This window comes from Ectothiorhodospiraceae bacterium BW-2 (assembly GCA_008375315.1).
Lineage (GTDB): Bacteria > Pseudomonadota > Gammaproteobacteria > Thiohalomonadales > Thiohalomonadaceae > BW-2.
The window spans coordinates 2270136-2291397 of the sequence record CP032507.1 but is presented as its reverse complement, the minus strand read 5'-3'; the positions used below and the strand labels follow the sequence as shown (position 1 = coordinate 2291397).

At 47.2% G+C, this 21262-nt stretch carries 22 protein-coding genes and 4 pseudogenes; 3 read left to right on the top strand and 23 right to left on the bottom strand.

What is annotated here, in order from left to right; all coding sequences use genetic code 11:
• Positions 1-19: 19 nt before the first annotated feature.
• Positions 20-643, top strand: a complete 624-nt coding sequence (locus tag D5085_11150; GenBank protein QEP43629.1) for a hypothetical protein — start codon at positions 20-22, stop codon at positions 641-643.
• 226 nt (positions 644-869) lie between these two features.
• Here D5085_11150 and D5085_11145 read toward each other — a convergent pair whose 3' ends face one another.
• The 5 genes and pseudogenes from D5085_11145 to D5085_11125 form a co-directional block, all read right to left on the bottom strand.
• Positions 870-1322: a Uma2 family endonuclease gene (locus D5085_11145; protein QEP43628.1), complete on the bottom strand. Its 453-nt coding sequence runs from the start codon at positions 1320-1322 to the stop codon at positions 870-872.
• Positions 1323-1334: 12 nt separating this feature from the next.
• On the bottom strand, positions 1335-1907 hold the full coding sequence (locus tag D5085_11140; protein QEP43627.1) for a DUF4351 domain-containing protein: 573 nt from the start codon (positions 1905-1907) through the stop codon (positions 1335-1337).
• Between the two features lie 174 nt (positions 1908-2081).
• Positions 2082-2978 carry a transposase gene (locus tag D5085_11135; protein QEP43626.1) on the bottom strand — a complete coding sequence of 299 codons (897 nt, stop codon included), beginning with the start codon at positions 2976-2978 and terminating at the stop codon, positions 2082-2084.
• Positions 2896-3018: pseudogene (locus D5085_11130) on the bottom strand (transposase). The gene D5085_11135 and the pseudogene D5085_11130 overlap by 83 nt, the downstream one beginning before the upstream one ends.
• A 61-nt stretch (positions 3019-3079) precedes the next feature.
• Positions 3080-3331 (bottom strand): pantothenate metabolism flavoprotein, encoded by a 252-nt coding sequence (locus D5085_11125; GenBank protein QEP43625.1) that lies wholly within the window; start codon positions 3329-3331, stop codon positions 3080-3082.
• A 405-nt stretch (positions 3332-3736) separates the two neighbouring features.
• On the opposite strand from D5085_11125, the gene D5085_11120 reads away from it, so the two are divergent.
• Positions 3737-4981 (top strand): hypothetical protein, encoded by a 1245-nt coding sequence (locus D5085_11120; GenBank protein QEP43624.1) that lies wholly within the window; start codon positions 3737-3739, stop codon positions 4979-4981.
• 260 nt (positions 4982-5241) lie between these two features.
• On the opposite strand, the gene D5085_11115 is transcribed toward D5085_11120, so the two are convergent.
• Positions 5242-5499 (bottom strand): UPF0175 family protein, encoded by a 258-nt coding sequence (locus D5085_11115; protein QEP43623.1) that lies wholly within the window; start codon positions 5497-5499, stop codon positions 5242-5244.
• Positions 5500-5928: 429 nt separating this feature from the next.
• On the opposite strand from D5085_11115, the pseudogene D5085_11110 reads away from it, so the two are divergent.
• Positions 5929-7311 (top strand): annotated as a pseudogene (locus D5085_11110) (IS66 family transposase).
• A gap of 65 nt (positions 7312-7376) precedes the next feature.
• Here the strand turns inward: D5085_11110 and D5085_11105 are convergent.
• The 17 genes and pseudogenes from D5085_11105 to D5085_11025 form a co-directional block, all read right to left on the bottom strand.
• Positions 7377-7832 carry a Uma2 family endonuclease gene (locus tag D5085_11105; GenBank protein ID QEP43622.1) on the bottom strand — a complete coding sequence of 152 codons (456 nt, stop codon included), beginning with the start codon at positions 7830-7832 and terminating at the stop codon, positions 7377-7379.
• 13 nt (positions 7833-7845) lie between these two features.
• Complete coding sequence (locus D5085_11100; GenBank protein ID QEP43621.1) at positions 7846-8070, bottom strand: type II toxin-antitoxin system HicA family toxin; 225 nt, start codon at positions 8068-8070, stop codon at positions 7846-7848.
• A gap of 3 nt (positions 8071-8073) precedes the next feature.
• Positions 8074-8283 carry a type II toxin-antitoxin system HicB family antitoxin gene (locus tag D5085_11095; protein QEP43620.1) on the bottom strand — a complete coding sequence of 70 codons (210 nt, stop codon included), beginning with the start codon at positions 8281-8283 and terminating at the stop codon, positions 8074-8076.
• A 23-nt stretch (positions 8284-8306) separates the two neighbouring features.
• Complete coding sequence (locus tag D5085_11090) at positions 8307-9530, bottom strand: methyltransferase domain-containing protein (protein ID QEP43619.1); 1224 nt, start codon at positions 9528-9530, stop codon at positions 8307-8309.
• 22 nt (positions 9531-9552) lie between these two features.
• A pseudogene (locus D5085_11085) lies at positions 9553-9866 on the bottom strand (type II toxin-antitoxin system PemK/MazF family toxin).
• Positions 9857-10063: a hypothetical protein gene (locus tag D5085_11080; protein ID QEP43618.1), complete on the bottom strand. Its 207-nt coding sequence runs from the start codon at positions 10061-10063 to the stop codon at positions 9857-9859. Before D5085_11080 ends, D5085_11085 begins: the two are co-directional and overlap by 10 nt.
• A 29-nt stretch (positions 10064-10092) precedes the next feature.
• Entirely contained in the window at positions 10093-11058 is a 966-nt protein-coding gene (gene rfbG / locus D5085_11075; protein ID QEP43617.1) for a CDP-glucose 4,6-dehydratase, read from the bottom strand.
• A gap of 213 nt (positions 11059-11271) precedes the next feature.
• Positions 11272-12044: pseudogene (gene rfbF / locus D5085_11070) on the bottom strand (glucose-1-phosphate cytidylyltransferase).
• Positions 12045-12101: 57 nt separating this feature from the next.
• Positions 12102-12719, bottom strand: a complete 618-nt coding sequence (locus D5085_11065; protein ID QEP43616.1) for an NAD-dependent epimerase/dehydratase family protein — start codon at positions 12717-12719, stop codon at positions 12102-12104.
• A 176-nt stretch (positions 12720-12895) separates the two neighbouring features.
• A complete protein-coding gene (locus D5085_11060) occupies positions 12896-13273 on the bottom strand; it encodes a MarR family EPS-associated transcriptional regulator (protein ID QEP43615.1) in 378 nt (125 codons plus the stop codon).
• 262 nt (positions 13274-13535) lie between these two features.
• Entirely contained in the window at positions 13536-14885 is a 1350-nt protein-coding gene (locus D5085_11055) for a flippase (protein QEP43614.1), read from the bottom strand.
• Between the two features lie 28 nt (positions 14886-14913).
• A complete protein-coding gene (locus D5085_11050) occupies positions 14914-15777 on the bottom strand; it encodes a sulfotransferase (protein ID QEP43613.1) in 864 nt (287 codons plus the stop codon).
• An 8-nt stretch (positions 15778-15785) separates the two neighbouring features.
• Positions 15786-16736, bottom strand: a complete 951-nt coding sequence (locus D5085_11045; protein QEP43612.1) for a glycosyltransferase family 2 protein — start codon at positions 16734-16736, stop codon at positions 15786-15788.
• Positions 16736-18043 carry a hypothetical protein gene (locus D5085_11040; GenBank protein QEP43611.1) on the bottom strand — a complete coding sequence of 436 codons (1308 nt, stop codon included), beginning with the start codon at positions 18041-18043 and terminating at the stop codon, positions 16736-16738. Before D5085_11040 ends, D5085_11045 begins: the two co-directional genes overlap by 1 nt.
• Positions 18044-18061: 18 nt before the next feature.
• Positions 18062-18907, bottom strand: a complete 846-nt coding sequence (locus tag D5085_11035; protein QEP43610.1) for a hypothetical protein — start codon at positions 18905-18907, stop codon at positions 18062-18064.
• Complete coding sequence (locus D5085_11030) at positions 18897-19844, bottom strand: SGNH/GDSL hydrolase family protein (GenBank protein ID QEP43609.1); 948 nt, start codon at positions 19842-19844, stop codon at positions 18897-18899. Before D5085_11030 ends, D5085_11035 begins: the two co-directional genes overlap by 11 nt.
• A 97-nt stretch (positions 19845-19941) precedes the next feature.
• On the bottom strand, positions 19942-21231 hold the full coding sequence (locus D5085_11025) for an MBOAT family protein (GenBank protein ID QEP43608.1): 1290 nt from the start codon (positions 21229-21231) through the stop codon (positions 19942-19944).
• Positions 21232-21262: the final 31 nt, after the last annotated feature.

The following is a 21262-nucleotide window of genomic DNA, read 5'->3' as shown; positions in this document are numbered from 1 at the left end:
ATTTCAGGAGAGTTAGAAAATGGGAATGTTTGATTCATTTTATGTAGAGATTGATGGACGCGAACAAGCGTTACAGAGTAAGCGTTTTGACTGCCTATTAAATGATTATTATCGTGGTGATTTAGTGTCGGGTAGCATGGCAGGAGTGCAGGTTTTTTTTGATGAAATCTATCTCGATAGCAATGGAAAATATGCGTACGGAGAAGGTAGAAAAAGCGCCGATAAAAAAGTTATCTTTGTTGTGCTATCCGAAGGGATATTTGTTGACGATCAAGTCCATAGCGGGGAGTTAGGCCAAGAGACTATCTTAGCCATAGTTAACCATTTAAAGACCAAATGGAAAGACTCAGCCAGAATGATAGACTTTATGCGACACGAGCTAATAAACAGACAGAAAAAGATTAACAATATTGAGATTAAAATAGAGCGAATAAAATCAGTTATCTCAACTGTTAAAAGCTGCGAATTAGAAGATGAACCAAGGGGATGGATCAAATTCTTATACAAAGAGGAGGATGAAAAACTCGCTGCGGGTGAAGAGCCATTGGATGTGATTCAATGGATCATAGAACAGACAGAATCTGATAACTATTTTCCTCGCTATGGTGCTCTGCCTGATTTTTTAGATGAGTTTCGATTATAAGCTAATTAGCAAAATCGGGGAGGCAGACCGTGCTGAACTTCATCTCACTAGCACCTTTAAAAGACGAGCTTATCTTCTCTACAAAGGCACCTAGCCCGAGCCATGTCTGCCCTGTTGTAGAGTATGCTGATCGTGGGCATCTATTGCGCTCCTTAGGTCGGGACGGACTTAAATATAGTACATCTAATCTTATCAATTATCTGATGAATTACATTGACCAGGATTGCTATACCGAAAAGTATTGCGATTGCTCCACTTCGCCTGCCACATTAAAAATCTGCACACTATCCAACCCCTTTACAATCCATACCTCTACCGCACCCGCTTCCAGATAGAGCTGAATCTTCTCTCGCATCTCTTCCATTGAGTTAGATGGAGACACAATTTCAACACATAACTCCGGCGCTTTGGGATAGGGCGTTGTAAAACCGTACTGCGCCACAAATGAATCGGAAAGCCAAGCTACATCGGCAACTTTAACGCCTCTACTGGTTTGGATAGAGCATTCGCTAATCACTTCACCACTATTTTTCTGAGCTAAACGGGTACCTAAGCGCATTTGTACACGGCCATGCTCATTCGATACCGGACTCATCAATAGTTTGCCAAACCGGTTTAGCTCAATCTTAAACGGTAAGTTGGCAAGCATCGGGTTATCAACAACTTCTGACCACTCCATTATATCTATTTCCTACAAAAACACCTCTTCCAGTGTTTGGGCATCTAAAATATTATCCCCCCACTGCTCCAGCTCTTCGATTGTGGCGCTTGCCAGCTTCTGCCGTAGTTCGTTACTGAGCGCATTAAAACCAAAACGGCGGATGATTTGCCGCTCTAATATTTTGCGCTCACCTTTTTGCACGCCCTGCTTTTCCCCTAGCTGTACCCCCAGCTGTACCCCCTGCTGTTTCCACTCTTCGGTCAACTGGGTCATTCGCTCCGCTAACATCGATTGTACCTCGCTTAACTCATTGATTTTGGGTAGTTTGTCCGCCGGTGCCAGGCGTTTAAGTACCATACGGTTAATCCAGATAGTAAAAGCGCGACGCAGTTCACGATTGTGCTCCCCCTTAAGCTGTTTAGTCAGCCGGGCGACCACGGCCTCTATCTGCTTTAGATCCGGATTATTCTCCAACTCCAGAATATCACTAAAGTGGTTATTGGCGATATCGTATGCGGTACGCCCCTCGTCGAGCAGGTGGTAGCGCTGGCTTGGCATATAGATCTGTAATCCACCGGGAACGGCTTCAATTAACTGATTCACATTGCGTGCCGCACTCTAGGGTGTGTCGCCATTATAGATCACGATGGGAAAAACTGGCGGCAACTTTTTGCCCGGTTTAATCAGCTTCTGTTTAATTGTAACCTTACGCCACCATAGCGTAACAGCCCCGGGGCCGGCCTGATAGACTTAAACAGAGGGAGGGAGTGGGCTCGGTTAAGCCGCAGCCTTCAGGGGAACTGACAACGATGCCAGTGTCTGCTGATAGTTCCAAGGGAACCACAACTGTGGGTGGCGATTAACCTGATGGGCATAACGCTGCAACGCCACCAGGTAATCAAACGGATTGACCCCGGCCAAATAGCAAGTAGCGACCAGAGAGAGAATGACATCGGCGACACCGGCTCCGCCGAGCGTTCTGAAGAAGAGACTGTTACGCCGTCCCCGAATCACCAGCTTGAGCATGCGCTCCATCTGGTTATTATCGATTTGCGCCCCCTCAATGCGGCAAAATCCGGTCAATTTGTCGTAGTGGTTGAGCAGATAGCGGATCGCTTTGCCCAGCGGACTGTTTTCCTCGACATCGCCACTCTCAATCTGCGCCTCGCCCCACTGTTTGAGCTGCGCCATCAGCGGCAGTGAGTGCTGCTGATGGTAAGCCAGCCGCTCTGCCGGGGTGTACTTCTCCTCCTTGCAGTGAGCATCGTGGTGCCACACCGGGTCGTAGAGCGCTAACACCCATGGGCCGTTATCCGGATGCAGCTCTGCCACATCCACAAACCCCCGCCTACAGTGGCTGTTGCAGAATGTATCGTGTCGCTGTGTTTCATCCAGCACCGTAGGCAGATTGTGACTGAGCGCATCGCACATGATAGTGGGTTTGGGTAACCCGGAATGGCGCAGACGCAGAATCTCATCGATCAACTCTCCGGCATGGCCGATATCGGTCTGGTAGAGCACGATTTGTTGGCCACTCTCCAGTGTCGCGATTGAAACAAATTTTTCGGGGCTTTTTACGCTATGGTGGCGTAAGGTTACGACTTTTGAAGCGCCCCTCCCAGAATCGTCCTTTGACCTTGTCTTCGGCATTGGCCTCGCGGGCGATGTATTCATTCAGGCAGCGTATGTACCAGGAGAGATCATAGAGGCGCTGCCAGCAGGGTTCTCACGCATCAGTTCTGACAACACATTGGTATCGAGCAAATAAGCATTGCTCATGAGGCATCGGGCTCAGGGCGGGGCGCTTGCCTGTGAGGAATAGGCAGATCATTAGCACCCAACCCCTTGAACCGCTGATTCACCCGTTCAGCGAAACTTGTCGCCGGAGCTTCAGGGGGAGTACCAGACACCACGGTTTGCAGGATGTAGCGCACCTCCTGTTCCATAGACCAACCATGCTGTGCGGCACGCATGCGCAAGCCCAATTTTATGGCATCGTCCAGGTTACGAACGGTTAGGGTACTCATGAGTCGCTCCACGATTGACAACAATGAATGCATTGTAATCAACGGATGCATTGCACGCAATATTCTGTTTTTGCTCAAGCCAACTGAACCTAGAATCTTCGATCAGAATACCGCTTCATTTTGGTGTCGTACAGTCTAGACGATGACGGCAGCAATTCAGGGGCAGCTCCATAACCGACTAACTTCATAAACTTACATTGGCAAAAAAATTATTTTTTCCAGCAAAAATAGCCATATATCTTCAATTTTGAGAGGTAACCGCATGTCAACTGCACGAAAATCAGCTTCGAACCAATCCGTCCGGTCTAAAAAAAGAATCGGAATAAACGTAAATTACAGCGCAAAGATGTCGTCTATCAACTCCACCTGACCATCACACACTTCTTTCCTGCTCTCTTTGAGCAGATGAGAGAGCTGGATGAGTGCCGGACATCTACCAATTATGATTTGGCGGCTCTTATTACGGCCTGCATTGCCATGTTTCTCTTTAAAGCCGGTTCTCGTAATGAAATGAATAATCTGCGCGAAGAGAAACGCTTTCGCAAAAACTACCAGCGGTTGTTCAAAATGCCGCTACCTCATATGGATACCGTCGATAATATCATGCGACAACTCACGGAGGATCAACTGCAAAAACTGACTCAATCCATGGTTAGGGCGCTGTTGAAAAAGAAGATATTCCACAATCAACGGCTGTTTGGTGAATGGTTTGTCATCGCGGTGGATGCGAGCGGGATTCATAGTTTTACAGAGTGTCCCCATGATCAGGCGCTGCACAAAGACTACAGCAGCGGTAAAAGTAGCTGGCATAACATGGTTTTAGAGGCCAAACTGATTACCGCTAACGGCTTCGCCATCTCCATTGCCACAGAGTGGCTGGAAAACCCCGAAGAGGGCAACTATGACAAACAGGATTGTGAGCGTAAGGCATTCAAACGCCTAGCAAAAAAGTTGAAATCGGCGTTTCCGCGTCTACCCGTCTGTCTGGTTGCCGATGGACTCTATCCTTATCAGGGATTCTTCGAAATTTGCTCAGAGTATGGTTGGGGCTGGATAGTCACCTTCAAGGATGGCAATCTGCCATCTGTTTGGGAAGAGGTTAAATCCTTGTGCCAGTTAACATCCGGCAATCAACGAAAAATCATTATACGGCAACAGGATAATGTCATTGAGCAAAACTATATATGGATTAACGATATTGACTATCATGGCGTGAAACTACACTGGCTGGAATGCATAGAGACAACCACCGACAAAGAGGGGCAGATAACTGAAAATCGGTTCGTTCACATTAGCTCCTATCCCATCAACTGGAATACGGCACCGGAATTGAGCCGTACCGGACGCTTACGCTGGAAAATAGAGAACGAAGGCTTTAATACCCAAAAAAATCATGGATATGCATTAGAGCACAAATTTTCACGGGTGAGTTATCTGGCGACCAAGAATTACTACCAGTGCTTGCAAATAGCTCACATCATCAATCAGTTACTGGTATTGAGCAAGACATTTCAAAGTGTTATGCAGGGGAAGATGACCTTAAAGCGCATCTGGGGAAAGATGATTGCCGTTATGACTGAACGAAAACTGTCGGTAACGAAATTAGCCCAACTCACCGGGCGCCCCTGCCAGATTCGACTCATCAATTAAAAGACGATGGAGATCCCCGCTCCGAAATTCGGGATAACCCTCATTACACACTGGAGACAAGCTCACTCAACACTGCTGTACAATTTGAAATAGCTGACTTTTCAACAAGGAAATGTTGAGAAGAGGGGGTGTTATTGTCGCCAAGAAAGCGAGGCTATGTAGTGATGCTGGTTTGGCGGTGACTCTGAATTGCTGCAAAAGGTGCAGTAACTTGACACTGCTTAAAGCGATAAAGGGTGTAGTGTTTGAGATGACTACCATTAAAGCAATCCAATCTCCCGCAAAAAATCGTCTTCACTATTTTCCAGTAACTCTGCTCCACCACTATCCATCGCCCTCATTAAGAACTGAACTCTCGATATTTTGCACCAGCGCGCCGCCATACCGGAAGAGAGCTGTCCCTCTTTGAACAGTGCTATCGCCGCTTTAAAACGGATCATTTCAGCAAACTGACTGACATCGACATGAAGTCCCAGTAAAATTTCTGGTGGGCAATCGATTTCAGCAACATATTTCATATCCTCTACTCCTCAGTTTCAACATACTTCCCCCGCATTATAGCCTACAGCTACCCATTCCGGACGGACTCAAAACAACATCAGGGGCACGACCGGTTGTCTTCCGTTTTAAGTTGATAACTTAGGCTGCATAACCTAAATGGTGAGTAACTACTCAGGGGGGGGGTAAGATAGTAAAAAAAATCTAAAAAAGTGCTTGACAGGGTTTTTCCTCAAAAACTGAATTTTCAGAAGCGGTCTGCAGTATGTCAGAAATCCGCGATTAGCCTGCCTTAATAAGCGATACAACGCATTCCTTTAACTAACAGGCATCCCCCCATATGTTCAGTGAAGAAATCGCCGCATACGGCCACTCAGAGAGAAAAAATCCTATCTAAAATCCCGTGATATCATTGCTCTATCGTAAATGATTGAGCAGCGAATTTACACTTGAAAGTCGAAAACATCAATGTCGAAGAGACCATTGAGAAGGTCAAAAAGCAGATTGCAGAAGAGGAGGAGAACCTCTCTCCGGGACTTCGTATGTCACTGGAGTTGCTGCTAACGCTAGTCACGCTGCTGCTCAATCGCTTGGGACTCAATAGCCGTAACAGCAGCAAGCCGCCGGCAACCGATCCTAATCGCAAAAAGAGGGGCAAATCCGGCTCCGATAAAAAGCCCGGTGGACAGAATGGGCATACAGGTCATCATCTTGAGTTGGTAGAGGATCCGGACTATATCGTACCGATCAAGGTCGATCAGACCATGCTCCCATCTGACGGTCAATTCCAATGCATCGGTTATGAGCGCCGTCAGATTTTCGATATCCAGATATCAAGAGTGGTGACAGAGTATCAGGCTGAGATTCTGGAAGATTGGTAGGGTAATCGAGTGGTAGCTCCTTTCCCGGAATTTGTGAAGGTCAAGACCCAATATGGTTCCGAGGTTAAAAGTCACTCCGTCTATATGTCTAATTTTCAGTTGCTACCCTACAATCGGATCGAGGAGCACTTCACAGATCAATTCGGCATCCCGCTGAGTGCGGGCAGCATCTACAATTTCAATAAACAGGTATACGAGATGCTCGCTCCCTTTGAAACCTGGGTTAAAAGTGAACTCACCAAGTCACTCCTTCTCCATGCCGATGAGACCGGAATCAACATTGGCGGGAAAAGAAAGTGGCTTCATGTTGTCTGCAGTGCCACCTTGACTTGGCTGATGCCTCATGACAAACGCGGCATGGAGGCTATTGTGGATATGGGAGTCCTTCCCAACTATACCGGTATTTTGGTCCATGACCACTGGAAACCTTACTACCAACTCCTGTGTATTCATGTCCTCTGTAATGCTCATCATATAAGAGAGCTGGAGCGAGCCTGGGAACAGGACAAGTTTCAGTGGGCTCACGATATGCAAACATTATTGCTGGAGATCAATGATGCCGTGAATATGGCGGGGGGAGTACTCAATACGGCAGCAGTCGAAGGCTACAGGGAGCGATACCGGCAAATACTGAAGAGGGGTGAGAACGAAACACCCCCTCCGGATGAGTCTCAACGAAAAAAAGGGCAGCGAGGACGGTTAAAGCGTTCTAAATCCAGAAACTTACTGGAACGCCTGTTGGCGTACGAGGAGGATGTCCTGCGCTTCATGGTGGAGCTTGAAGTGCCCTTTACTAACAATCAGGGAGAGCGCGATCTGCGTATGAGCAAGGTTCAGCAGAAAATCTCTGGATGTTTCCGCTCAAAGGAGGGAGCTATGATGTTTGCCAGAATTCGCAGCTACCTCTCTACCTGCCAGAAGAATGGGGTATCCCCAGCTGAGGCTTTGTGACTGCTCTACAATGGAAAGTGGCCAGAGTTTATGGAAATTCACCCCTGAATAGTTACTAAATTTAGTTATAAATTTGGAAAGATGTTTGATTGCTCTATGATTCCACTCTTGCTATGGCATTCAATTTTGTCCAAACCATGAACAACCCAAACCTCTACTGCCCCTGTTGCCAGATAGAGTTGGATTTTTTCGTTCATTTCAACCATCGAATTGGATGGCGGCATAATTTCAACACACAACTCCGGTGCTTTTGGATAGGGTGTAGTGAATCCATGTTGTTTGACAAAATCATCGGATAACCATGCCACATCCGCTACTTTTACCCCTTCGGCGGTTTGAATTGAGCATTCAGTAATGACAATGCCATTCTCTTTTTTCCCAAACTGCGTTACCAATCGACTTTGAATGTAACCATGTTCATTCGAAGCTGGGCTCATAAGCACTTTGCCGAACCTAGTTAACTCTATCTTAAACGGCAAGTTGGCAAACATCGGGTTATCAACAACTTCTGACCACTCCATATTACTGCACTCGTTATTTAGAACCTATGAAAACAGCCATGGTCAGACCTATGTCCGCAGCAATTTTCCGTAACAGGAGCGGCGAAATGTCCCGACCTTTATGCATGGGAACAGTAGTTGTTCTACCATCGGCATGGCGAAACTGTTTGTGAGAACCTCGTTGCCTCACCTCCACAAAATCCATTTTTAGCAAAATAGCAATCACCTCTTGTGGTTTTAATACGGGTAAATTTCCCATAATCTATGCAATGGCAATATTCTGTATGCCAATTAAATCAGTTGACAATTTTGGCTCTCCCTCTTCAAGAAGCATCTCGATCACTTCCTGTAAATTAGAGTGTAACTCATCCAATGTCTCTGCTTGCGAATGAGCGCCATCAAATCCTGGCACATAACCGATATATAAATTAGTTTCTGTGCAATGTTCAATAACAGCTGCAAATTGTCGCATGACACTTATTCTCCTGATGATTGTTAATTTTGCTGTATCATTGGCACGGCTACTACAAACCTTCCACCCCATTCACGAATATAGGTTAGCTGCTTTTGTACTTCCGGAGCAATGTTCCACGGCAAAATCAGAATAAAATCGGGCTTTGCTTGCTGAATCGCCTCTGGCGCTAAAATGGGTATGTGGCTTCCTGGCATATATTTACCCTGTTTAGCTTGGGCTGCATCGCAGACAAACGGGAGTCGATCGGGCTTTACACCACCATAGTTTAATAGGGTATTGCCTTTTGCCGCAGCTCCATAAGCCGCAACCGTTTTACCCGCCCCTTTCTGTTCAATTAGAAACTGTAGTAGATCATTTTTTACCCGATCTGCGTTCTGTTGAAATTGGGTATAGGTAGTGACTTGCTGTAAGCTACTTTGGATCTCTTGTGCTAACAGTTCGTTTACCGCAGCTGTCGTTGCACGCTTATCTTCATCGTGGCAACCATAGATTCTCAGGCTGCCACCGTGGGTTGATAACTGTTCGACATCCCAAATGCGTAATCCAACACTCTGAAAAATCTGACTGACGGTTTGTAACGATAAGTAGGAGAAGTGCTCATGATAGATGGTATCGAACTGGTTATGAGCAATCAGTTGCATCAAATGCGGAAATTCCAGTGTAATCGTGCCCGTTGGTTTTAATCCGGCTTTAAGTCCCTTGGTAAAGTCATTAATGTCCGGCACATGGGCATAGACATTATTACCGGCGATGAGATCAGCCTGTTTACCTTCGTTGGCTAACTGCTTGGCTAATTTTTCACCAAAAAAGTGCCGTAATACCGGTATACCCAGCTTTTCAGCCGCATCGGCAGTGCTATCTGTCGGTTCGATGCCGAGACAGGGTATGCTGTTTTCAACGAAATTTTTCAGTAAATAACCGTCATTCGAAGCCACTTCAATCACCAGACTCTGCTGATTGAGTTGGAGTAGCGTTGTCATCTTTTCGGCATACGCTTTAGCATGCTTCAACCAGCCGGTTGATGTACTGGAGAAGTACGCATACTCGGCATTAAACAGTTCATCGGCTTGGGTATAGTCTTCGGTTTGGACTAGCCAGCAGTGATTGCACACCATCACTTTTAGCGGATAATATTTTTCGGGTTTTGATAAATCGGATTGGGTCAGATAGGCATTAGAGGGCGGCGCAAAGCCCAGATCGATAAATGTATGTTGTAGGGGTGTGTGGCAGTGGCGGCAGTTCATAGATGAACTCCGTTAAAGCGCTCTAATGGTATTGTATTTTCTTGAAAGCTGACTCTGAAAGCGTGCCATATTTTTTACAATAACCTGCTTTGATATTACAAATGTTTTTCTTACCATGACTTTCGAGCGTTTAACTAAAAATCCTGCTATAAAATCAGAGTCATCAATAATAATTTCATCATCATTTAATCGATCAACTCTGCTGCTCACAGCCATACCGACAAAATCATCAAATGGTAAGTTATCTTTAAATACAACCACAGGCCGCAATTTATTCTGCTTAAAATCTGAAAAATAGAATTCACATAAAACCACTTCGGACGATGTCACCTCCATATCTCATCCTCAGTTAAATCAAGCCAATCTTCTACTAATCCGGCAGAGTGATTCGATAGTGCATGAAGTTCTGCATCCTGGTTTTGATTTTCAAGCAAAATAACCACTCTAACATGCTGATTCTTTGTTAATTTGTAATTTTCGGGAATTTTAACCACACCATCGCTTACTTCGGTTTCAAACTCAATTGCATACATTTATTTTACTCCCCTATTAATTGTTCGGTTTATGCAGTTATCCAGACAGCTCTATTCTGATTAGCCTGACGGATATAGTCATTCAGTTGTTGCTTTGACAAAATATAATCTTCTTCCATCCAATTTCGATACCACGCTACTGTCTTTTCCAGAGCCTGCTCTAATGTCCAGACCGGTTGCCAGTTCAGTTTAGTTCGCGCTTTGGCACTATCAAGATAGAGTAGGTTCGCCTCGTGCGGTTGGGGTTGCTCTGCCGTTTGCCACTCTACTGCTGACCAATGCTGCTGCATATGGGTTAATATTTCAATGACTTTGCGATTACCATCCGGTTCAGGACCAAAGTTCCATGCTTCAGTATAACCGGCTTTGCCCTCTAAAAGTTGCTGCCCCAACAATAGATAACCACTTAACGACTCAAGTACATGTTGCCAAGGGCGAGTCGCTTGGGGTGAGCGAATTTCCAGTATCTGTTTTGATGCAATGGCACGAATCAGATCGGGTATCAGTCGATCTTCTGACCAGTCGCCACCGCCAATGACATTACCCGCACGGGCTGTGGCCAATAGGGGCTGACCCGATTGGTTAAAATAGGCGGAACGGTAACTTGCAGCTACTAATTCGGCACCGGCTTTGGATGCGCTATAGGGGTCATGCCCGCCTAATTGGTCAATTTCGCGATAACCCCATGACCACTCCTGATTGGCATAACACTTATCGGTGGTTATCGTAACGATTGCCTGCACTGATGGCGTATGGCGACACGCCTCTAAAACATTTGCCGTTCCCATGACATTGGTGGACCAGGTCTCCAGTGGTTGGCGATATGATCTCCGCACCAGTGGCTGCGCTGCCAGATGAAACACAATATCGGGTTGTGCCGCTGAGACCGCTTTGGCTAACCTGTCGTAGTTGCGAATATCGAGGCGATAATCAGCAGTTATATTTAAGTCCAGTAGTGAGCAGTGGTTAGGGGCGGTTTCAGGCTCCAGCGAGATACCGTAAACTCGGGGTAACCGTTCACTCTCCCCGCTAAATTTTACCCCTCACCCCAACCCTCTCCCGCCGGGAGAGGGAGATTAAGGAGGGAGAGTGAACGGTTACAACTCGGGCACCGAGCTGTTGTAGCCATAAAGTTAGCCAACTTCCCTTAAAGCCGGTATGACCGGTAATTAATACCCTTTTTCCAGCATAGAGGCTGTTAAATAGTTTCATTCCCAACACTTCCACGGCGCACGCCCACTCTGCCACAACGCTTCAAGGTGATTTTTATCACGCAAGGTATCCATCGGTTGCCAAAAGCCCCGACGTTCAAACGCCTCCAGTTCGCTTTGAGCTGCCAGCTAGGTCAGCGGCTCCCCTTCCCATGAGCAGTTTTCATGGGGAATTTTGCTTAGTACCGCAGGATGCAGTACAAAAAATCCCCCGTTAATCCATGCTCCGTCACTTGGGGTTTTTCCTGAAATCCGCTTACGCTATTCCCCGTTCTGACCAGTGCGCCATAACGCCCAAGGGGTTGTACGGCCGTTACCGTAGCCTGTTTACCGTGCTGTTGATGAAAGGCGATGGGTGCGGTGATATCGACATCTGCGACACCATCGCCATAGGTAAAGCAAAAGGCCTCTTCGTCTTGTACATAGTCGGCAACCCGTTTTAACCGGCTACCGGTGAGGGTGTTATCGCCGGTATCAATCAGCGTCACCCGCCACGGTTCGGCGCGTTTATTATGCACCTCCATTTGGTTGGTGCGCATACAGAAGGTGACATCGGACATGTGCAGAAAGTAGTTCGCAAAATACCCTTTAATCACATAGCCCATATAGCCACAGCAGATGATAAAGTCGTTGACCCCGTGGGCGGAGTAAATTTTCATAATGTGCCATAGGATCGGACGGCCGCCAATTTCGATCATCGGTTTAGGTTTGAGATGGGTCTCTTCGGCAACGCGGGTACCCAATCCACCCGCCAGAATAACGGCTTTCATATTTTTACAAGTTTTCTATTTTTCTGAGTAGTAAGCTCTAAACCACTCAATAAATGCCTACATACCCTGCTCTAAAGGTGTATCAGGTTTGTAACCAATATCCCGAATCAGATCGTCGACATCGGCATAGGTATCGGGTACATCGCCAGGTTGCAGTGGCAACAGCTCTTTTTGTGCTGTTTTACCCAAAAAATTCTCCAGCGTTTCAATGTAGGTATTTAGAGATTCCGGGTTATTACTGCCAATATTATAGATTCGCCATGGAGCATAGCTGGTGCCGGAATCGGGATTATCACTCTGCCAGTCCGGATAGGCTGTTGCTGGTCTATGACGACACCCCTCAAGGATATGACCAAAACCGACCAAATTACTGTCGATATAAGCCAACGGATTTTCAAGTGAGTAGCGCACCCCTGCCTGGGCTGCCAGATTGACGACGCGCTGTGGTTTCTGTTCTGTAAACAGAGTTTCCATAGTTTGCCGATCAGCAATATCACCACGAATGTGCGTGTAGTTAATATGATCAATTTGCCGAGCCAGGCGATCTTGTTTAAGTTTTGGATCGTAATAGTCGTTATGATTATCAATACCAACGACCGTATCACCGCGCTCTAATAACCGTAAAGTCAGCGCAGAACCAATAAAACCTGCCGCACCCGTCACTAATACTTTCATGTGGTCATTCCCAAATAAATCCGGTATCCGCTCATCTACCTCACGCCGCTTTTGGGAGTCACTTTTGCAATCCCGACCACCTTTGCGTGTCTGGCTGCGTCGTAGATGGTATCGATCACATTTTTCAAGGCAAACAGGCAGTGCTGCGACGCAAACGGGTCGAATAGTCGCGTCGTTTAATGATTATCACACCATTCAATATCTGATTTTAAGGCCTCTATCTCTACTCTTAAGGCTTCATATTCAGCAATTTTTCGCTTTAAAAAGGCTTTAGCTAATGATGATTTATGGACTAAACCGGCTGGTGTCAGGACATAGATATAGCCAAACTTGTTTTTAGAGTGAGCAAAATTTTGCATCTTTACCCAACCCTTCTCTTTCAATGCTTTCAGGCAATAATTAAGCGCTCCGACACTGACATCAAGATGCTGAGCTAACTCTCTCTGCGTCAGATCAGGCTGCTGCTCTAACAGATGCATTACTCGAAAATAGGTATCAGCCTGTAACCGTGCCTGACGGGAAAGGGGAGGAGTATCTGCTACGCTACGATTCATGACTTATTTTTTCCGATTTTATCCACGCTACCGCCCTGCTGTGTCGTCTTCAGCCGGACAATTCATGCGCTATCCATATAACAATTGAAGCCGACTTTAGCGGCCGCTCTCTTTTTTGTTCAAACCCGAGCAAAAATAACAGGCCCATCCCAATGTTGTCCAGTGATTTTTTCAACCGCCAGTGATTCCCGCTGCCTTAGCTACACAGCCCGACAAGCGGCCGGGCAATTTTTCAAAAAAACCATGGCATAATCATGTCGGGTTAGCGTAGCCAAAGCGCAAGGGTCACTAAACGCCTTATCACGGCAAGGGGATTTAACCCACCTAGTTTGAGCCAAAACAGCGGCCGAGTCATTTTTTGTAACCCATCATAGAGCAAATTAACCCAAAGATGGGTGATGAGCGTCGCTATAGCGGCACCATCGATACCGTATTTAGGAATGAGCAGCCAGTTTAGCAGCACATTAAGCGCCACCCCTACAGCAGTACGCTGAAAATTGAACAGCGCGTGGTTTTCGGCGACAAACCATTTCGCTCCAACCAGTCCTAACGACATTAACAGCGATGCCCAGATGTGGATCACTAAGACTCCGGCAGCGGCCTGATACGCTTCACCAAACAGCCCCGTTATCAGCCTGTCCGACAGCAGTGTCACCGCTATCGCCACCGCAACCGAGAGCCAGATAACCAGATCCATTAACTGCTGTAATCGCTGGTAATAGGCCGACTCACTCCGCTGTTTGGCCTTTAAGATAGCGGGAAAGAGTGAGGTGACGATAATCACCGGAATAAAGTACCACGCCTCGCTGATACGGGTGGCGGCACTATAGAGCCCTACGGCATCGTTACCGACCATCTCACCGAGCATAATTTGATCAATCCGCGTGTAGAGCACCATTGCCATGGCTGAAAACATAAACAGCCATGAGTCGTGCAGTAGCTGCTTTAGTCGGGCATAGCGAACGCGCCAAGCGATAGTCTGCGTCCGGCACCAGTAGATCCACCCTACCCCGATGGCTAACAGACCTGCCTCGATCAGAATAACCCAAATAAAGGCGATAAATGGCGCCGCATGCAGAATAAGCACGACTTTTACGCCTGACATTAGCAGAAAGAGGCTGTTTTCGACCCAAACCCAATAACGAAGCTGTACTTGTGATTCAAACCAGTAGCGTACCACCTCGCTGGCTCTGAACAGCAGTGTCATACTCAGAATCAGCACACTTATTTGTGCTAAAGGGTCATCGGGGCGTAGTGCATACAGCGTCAGATTCATCGCCATAATCGCGATACTGCCGGCGATAAGGCGTAACAGCAGCGCAGATCCGAGAATAACCGGTGCCGCATCAGGTTGATGTACACTTTCACGCACTACGATGGGATTAAGCCCCACCGCAGCGACAGTGCTAAAGAGCGCCAGTAGTGCCAGCGCATAGTTCAGCAGGCCAAACTGCTCCGGGCCTAAATAGCGCGCCAGCCATACGCCGACCAGCAGACCGACACCCATGCGTAGCACTTTATCAACAAAGAGCCAGGCGAGGTTATCGATAATTTTTATGGCGTTGGGGTGGTGTTGACCGTAACGCAAGATAAAAAAGGAGCACCGTTTCATCACACAACCCGACTCTTACCCGCTTAGGTTAGTAATTAAACCGCTGCAACGCTATCTGTTGCTGCTCAGCGAACTGCTGTAAATGGGAGTGCCGACGATATTGGCCAGCTAATTCCGGCCGAAGTTGTGTTGCTAATTGTTGTAACTTTAAACGGGAGACTTCAATACCGATAAACTCAAAACAGCGTTGTAGCTCATTCACCGGTTGCTCACATAACGACTCAAACCGAAGATTAAGCCACTGTTCAGCAGGAACTAACGGCTCAAACTGCTCTGCCTGTGCCATATAGTGCGACCAGAGTGATAGACCTCCCTCCAGAGTCAGACAGCGGTAGGATTCGGTAAAACGATTCTGACACGGCTGCGGCAACCACCAGCGCAAGCGGCGAACCGTTCTCCGCCAGACAGAACGATATGAAGCTGCCCGCAACTGCCCGGTCACCTGTTGATTTCGTCTTAGCAAGCTATGGGCTACATCGACCCCATGACGCTGCAGGTGAATAATCTTAGCATCAGGAAAGAGTTGTAACCACAGCGGTAGCAACAGGGTTGTGCGTGGATCTTTCCAACCCCAATAGCGGGGACGCCGACCGCTAAGGCCATACCCTACCCCCCAATATCGCCACGCGGCCAGAGCGTGCCACAGCTGATTTAGGTAAGTGACTGCCTGTGCCTTCAACTGAGGTTCACACCAGAGCTGGCTGGCCTGCTCCGGCCAGTCCCAGCGGCCACCGGTTTGGCTTAATAGTGCATCATTGAGTTGCTGAAAAAACCGGGGCTCAAAATGGTGATCCTGATTGACTCCCCAAAAAATCCCCTGCTGCGCCAGTAGTTGCGTTAATACCGAGGTACCGGAGCGGTGCATGCCGACAATAATAACCGGGGGGCTCATTTTCTTACCTAAATCAGTAGCAGATGGCGCAGGCTCTTAATCCAGCGCTCTTTTAACAATCTATAGCGTAACAGGGTATAGAGCCGGCGCGGATAAGCGTAGCTAGGTAACCGGCTGTAGTGATAGAGCATACTATTTTGTGCAGCTGAAAGTTGCTGCCGATAGCGTGTGAGAAACGCAGCGGCCTGTACCGCACTCTCCTCTAATAGCTGACGACGACGGCGGCGAAACAGCTGCCAGTCTGAGCGGCTATGAATTTTAACCCGATCTGTAATCCCGACCGTATTAGCGCCATGTTGGCGATAGTCGATAAGGGGTTGTTCCACGACACCTATCTGGCCGAATGCCGCCGCCACTAAGAGTAACCACCAGTCGTGCATCATCGCGGTAGCCGGAACCGGCAGAGCAAGTTTAGCCAATGCACGGTTAATTAGCATGGTACAGCCGGGGATAAAGTTAAGCTGAAGCAGATAGGCCAGACTTAAACTCGTTTTACCCGGCCAGATTCCAATATGTTGCCAATAGGAGGCAGCCATCACGCGCCCCTGCTCATCAATCACTCGCGCATCAGAAAAAACCAGTAGCGGCATATTCTGTCCCCACTGCTGCTCTAATTGGTGCATTTGAGCCAACAGTAAGACGGCTTTACTGGGGTGCCAAACATCGTCTTGATCGGCTAAAAAGAGATACGGCGCATCGCACTGTTCCAGCAGATAGCTATACGAGCGCATCGGCCCGAGCCGCTGTTGTTGCTCTTTCAGTAATCGTATCTGTTGCGGATAGTTTTGCTGATAATTTTGGATAGTGTTAAGAGTACGATCTGAGGAGCCATCATCCCGCACTACAATGTTGAGTCGATACGACTGGGATAGAATCGAATCGAGCTGCGCAGCCAGCCAGGCTGCACCGTTATAGGTTGAGATTACAACTGCTGCATCTGGCATGGAAAAGTTCGTCATTAAGGAGTTACGCTATCCATACGATAAATTCCCTTCTGTGCAGCCTGATTCAGAATATCCCGCGCAATCGACTGACTATGCAGCACAAAAGCGGGAGTTTCCGACTCTCTTAAAGCAATACTCTGCAATAACTGCTGCTGCCGTTTTTCGAGAAAGTAGAGATTCAGCCCCGTCGCTAACAGCGCATACAATAACAAACCGCCCCAACCCAGTCGCCGCCAGAGAGGCTGTTGCAGTAGCGCCAAAAACCACTGCTGACGCAGCAACAGCAGATAACTCACCACCACAAACAGTACCGAAACTACCGAATAGCGAAAACTGAGAGCCTGATCAATCCCAAACGAGTAGCGGGCCAGTGTAATCAGCAGGTTATTGGCCAACACAAACAGCAGCAACAGATAGAGAAACGGATCGGAGCGATAAACTTTTTGCCGAGTTAAATAGCCAAACAGCCCCAGTAATCCGGCACCAATGGCGATGGCAAACGGTTTAACAGGGGCTAATGAACCCAGCAGCGCCAGAAAATAGCCGATAAATTGCAGTGGATTAAAGCTAATCTGAAACGCACTTTGGTGATGAGGTGGAACGGTGTGATCATAAAAGTAGAGTACCGGCACCACGGTCGTGACCGCCACCAACAGCCCTATCGCCCGACCTTTTTCAGCCGATAACGCTATCCGAATCTGGCTAAAACTGCGGGCTTCGCCCCGATCCAATAACAACCAGCACAGCATTAGTGGCAACAACACCAGCCCGGAACCACTGGTTAACAGAGCCACGACTGCCCAAAAAAGAGCCCAACTCAGCCGTTGCGGCAGATCGGCAAAATAGTATAACGCCAGCATGGCGAACAGCAGTACAAAGTAGTTTTGAATTGAACCGGTGGCCCAGGTCATATTCTCCCAAGCCGGGTGGATAAACAGCAGTAACATCACCGGCACAAAGTACCCCGCTGGCAATGCAAAACGCTGAAAGTAGCGCCACAGCCGCCACGCTATGCCAAGCAGTGCTAAATTACCAAACAGAATCAGGCCGATAAAATTAACCGACCCCGATAGCAGATAACTTAACTCCCCTACTCCGCAGACAAAAGCCAAACGATGCTCATTATGCTGCGCGAACAGATGGGCAAGGTGGTCACTATCGGGCAGGTTCAGGTGGCGTAAAAAGAGGACGTAGTCGTCGCCAAAGGGGGCGTTCACGCTGTATAGCCCCAGCAGCACTGCGTAGATCACCATCGGCAGCAGCAGCGCCACGACAGTCGGCCAGTATCTGCTCATGCTAATAAGCTCTATCCGCTTCACCATCTATGACAACCTGTCTCTCTACCCAATTTCAAAACCGAATTCAGCAACCTGTGCCAATTGTGACGCTAAAAACAGCCGCAAATCTTCTGCACAATACCGCTTATCGGCTGCTTTGGGGTTTGGTAGTTGATACAGTTGCTCTCTTAAAGCGGGTTCGGGTGACAACTGGCAAAAATCGAGTAAGGCATTAATTGACTGAAGCGGATTACAACAGAGCTGCTGATGCGTTAACAGCAACACCTGTTGCGGAAACTGCTCCGCCAGTTGCACCACCCGCTTATTTGATGCAATCCAATAATCCAACTGCTTAGATGCTAACTCTTGATTCGACTCCTGTCCGGTTAACTCAATACCAAAACGATTACCCCAATTGATTAACTGCTGCCGATTGGAAGAAAATGCCATATCGACACCGTGGCGAATCAGGTGAATATAGCGCAAGTTGGGGAAGTGATGAAGCAGTGCATCAAGATAGATATGGGTATTGGGCTCTTTCCAACCCCAACGGGGGTATAGATTAGAGCTACCCAGCCATTGCGCCCCAAGTCGTAAGCACCAGCGCAAAGAATGCGCCGCATCAGGGTGTTGGCTCAGCATAACTCCTTGCCACAGCTCACCAAATGCTAGCCGGTTCCCTGCCATGATGCGCCAAAATAGCCTCAACCGCTGTTCAATGGCGTTAGCATCGGCTTGTTGATACCACTTTGGCCGTTTTAGTAAGCGGGTAAAAGTGAGGTTATCCAGCGACTCATTCAGATCATCTCCCAACCAGAGACCGGCATCGATCAGAATCTGCGCCACAACCCGAGTACCACTGCCGCCCAATGCGCCCACAGCAATCACCGGTACCGAATTATTCAGCATGACTCTGAGTTTTTGATACCATTAACCGATTCAGATGAGGCAACAATTGCTGATAGACAATATCAGCATAGCGTTGATGCAAACTTTCATCCGGATGGTTATTCAAAAGCGGGGAAGAGTGATACCAAAACGACTGGTTATATAGTATCGGTAGTGTATCGATAAATGTTATGGTTCTACTTTGAGTAAAATTTTTTAATACAAAGTGCTGTTCCATCACTTCAGCGAAAGTTCTATTTTCAAATACTTGCCTTGGAGTAAACCAAAAAAACTTTTTGCCTTGCTGATTTAACCATTGCGCGAGTGTGTTCAACGCATTCCACCCATAAGATTCTGAATTTTCTGATAACATTACAATTGAATCAGGATGCCATTGTTTTGGCAGAAACTGTTGTAATTGATAGCCTCCGTCACGAAACAGATGGTAAACCAGCGAAAAACGATATAAATAGTGTCTCCACTGTTTCCATATCCCCCTGCGTCGTTCAGAGAGTGGTTGAACGGGTAACATTGTTTTTTCCAACTCCCCATGTAAAACAGTTAAGATAATCCAGTCTGGATCATAATTAATAACCCGATGACGAAGATTAGCAATTGACTGCATTAAGGAGTGACCGCTAACTGAAAAATTTAGCATCTCAATGGAGCGGTTATCTCTATCGAATTGTTGCTGTAGCCGGTCTGTCCAGACTTCACCATTAGCAACACCTGCTCCCATACTGTAAGAGCGACCCACAACAGCAATGCGCAATCTTTTTTCAGGTTTAATCAAAGGGAATTCACGGTCTGCTCGCAAACCATCGCTATTACTTCGAAATTTTTTGCCCTTAAAAAAATCATCCAGATTCGGACGAATTCGCCATCCCATTAATGCATCATCAATGACCAGATTACTATAGGCAAACCCATTAGGATTGTAATGATACCAATCCCACACGGCAGTCCAGCCCCATTGACTGCCTCTTAAAGCCAATTCAAGTATAAACAGCAAAGCCGTAACTGTCAGCGGCAATTTCCAGCTGATTAAAATATGCTTAAAACTGAAAGTAGAAGAACTCACGCCCGTTACCTTCACTCAGACTCAGCATTAGAACCAATAAAATCAATACAGTCACAACCTTTAACGCGAAAGGCGATCTTAAAAACAGATCGAGTTGATGTGTGCGGTGTTGGGCAAACTGCATAATAAACAGTGGCGTTGAAAAGCCAATAATACCGAGAAAATTTGCCCAAAATGCCTCATCTACTTTAAAATCATTCAGCAGCTGTAGCGACCACTCCATAGAGTTCGCCAGTGATGGGCTGCAAAATAGCAGGCCGCTTAACATCCACAACTGAAATGTGAGTAAAATACCGCCATAGTGGAGTAAGCGCCCCAAGTGTGAACGAGAATCGACCCCTATAGTAATTTGGGGATGAACAATCCGGTCAATAATTAAAATGATACCCCACACACACCCCCACACCACAAAAGTCCAGTTCGCCCCATGCCATAAACCCACCAAGGCCATGGTGGGTAACAGTGCCCACAGCTTCCAGTTTAAGTTAAAGAGCGTTAATTTGCGCAAACTGGCATAGAGATAGTCCCGAAACCAGTTCGACAGGGTGATATGCCAGCGTCGCCACAGTTCTGCCGGCGAACTGGCAAAATAGGGTAAATTAAAATTGATGGAGAGACGAAAGCCCATTAACCGGGCAATACCTCGCGCCATGTCCGAATAACCAGAAAAATCACAGTAGAGCTGAAGGACAAAAGCAAATAAAGCCAGATAGATTAGCCCCCCATGCACTTCAGCCGGACTGGCGTTAAATATAGCTCCGGTGAACCGGGCCAGGTTATCCGCAATCCAGACTTTTTTGAATAAACCCCATAAAATCAACCAGCTACCATAACCGATGTCTTCAGATGAAACGGTGCGCGGCAGCTGGATTTGCGGCAATAGTTTTTTGGCTCGTTCAATTGGTCCTGCCATTAATTGCGGAAAAAAGGCGACAAACAGGGCAAAATTGATAAAGTCAGGCTCGGCCGTTTGCCGACCTCGCCAGACATCAATCGAATAACTTAAGGTTTGAAAGGTGTAAAACGAAATGCCTATTGGTAAAATAATCTGCAGCGTCGTTGTCTCCAGAACCAGGCCTAATGAGGCAAACAGAGCCAGAAAACTGTCGATAAAAAAATTGAAATACTTAAAAAAACCGAGAATGGTCAAATTGACAACTACAGAGACTAAAAGCCAGCGGAAGGCTCTATTTTTCTGGTGTTGACGATGAATCGAAATGCGCCGGGCCACAACATAGTCGATGAGGGTGGACAGAAAAATCAGCGCAACAAAACGAAAATCCCACCAACCATAA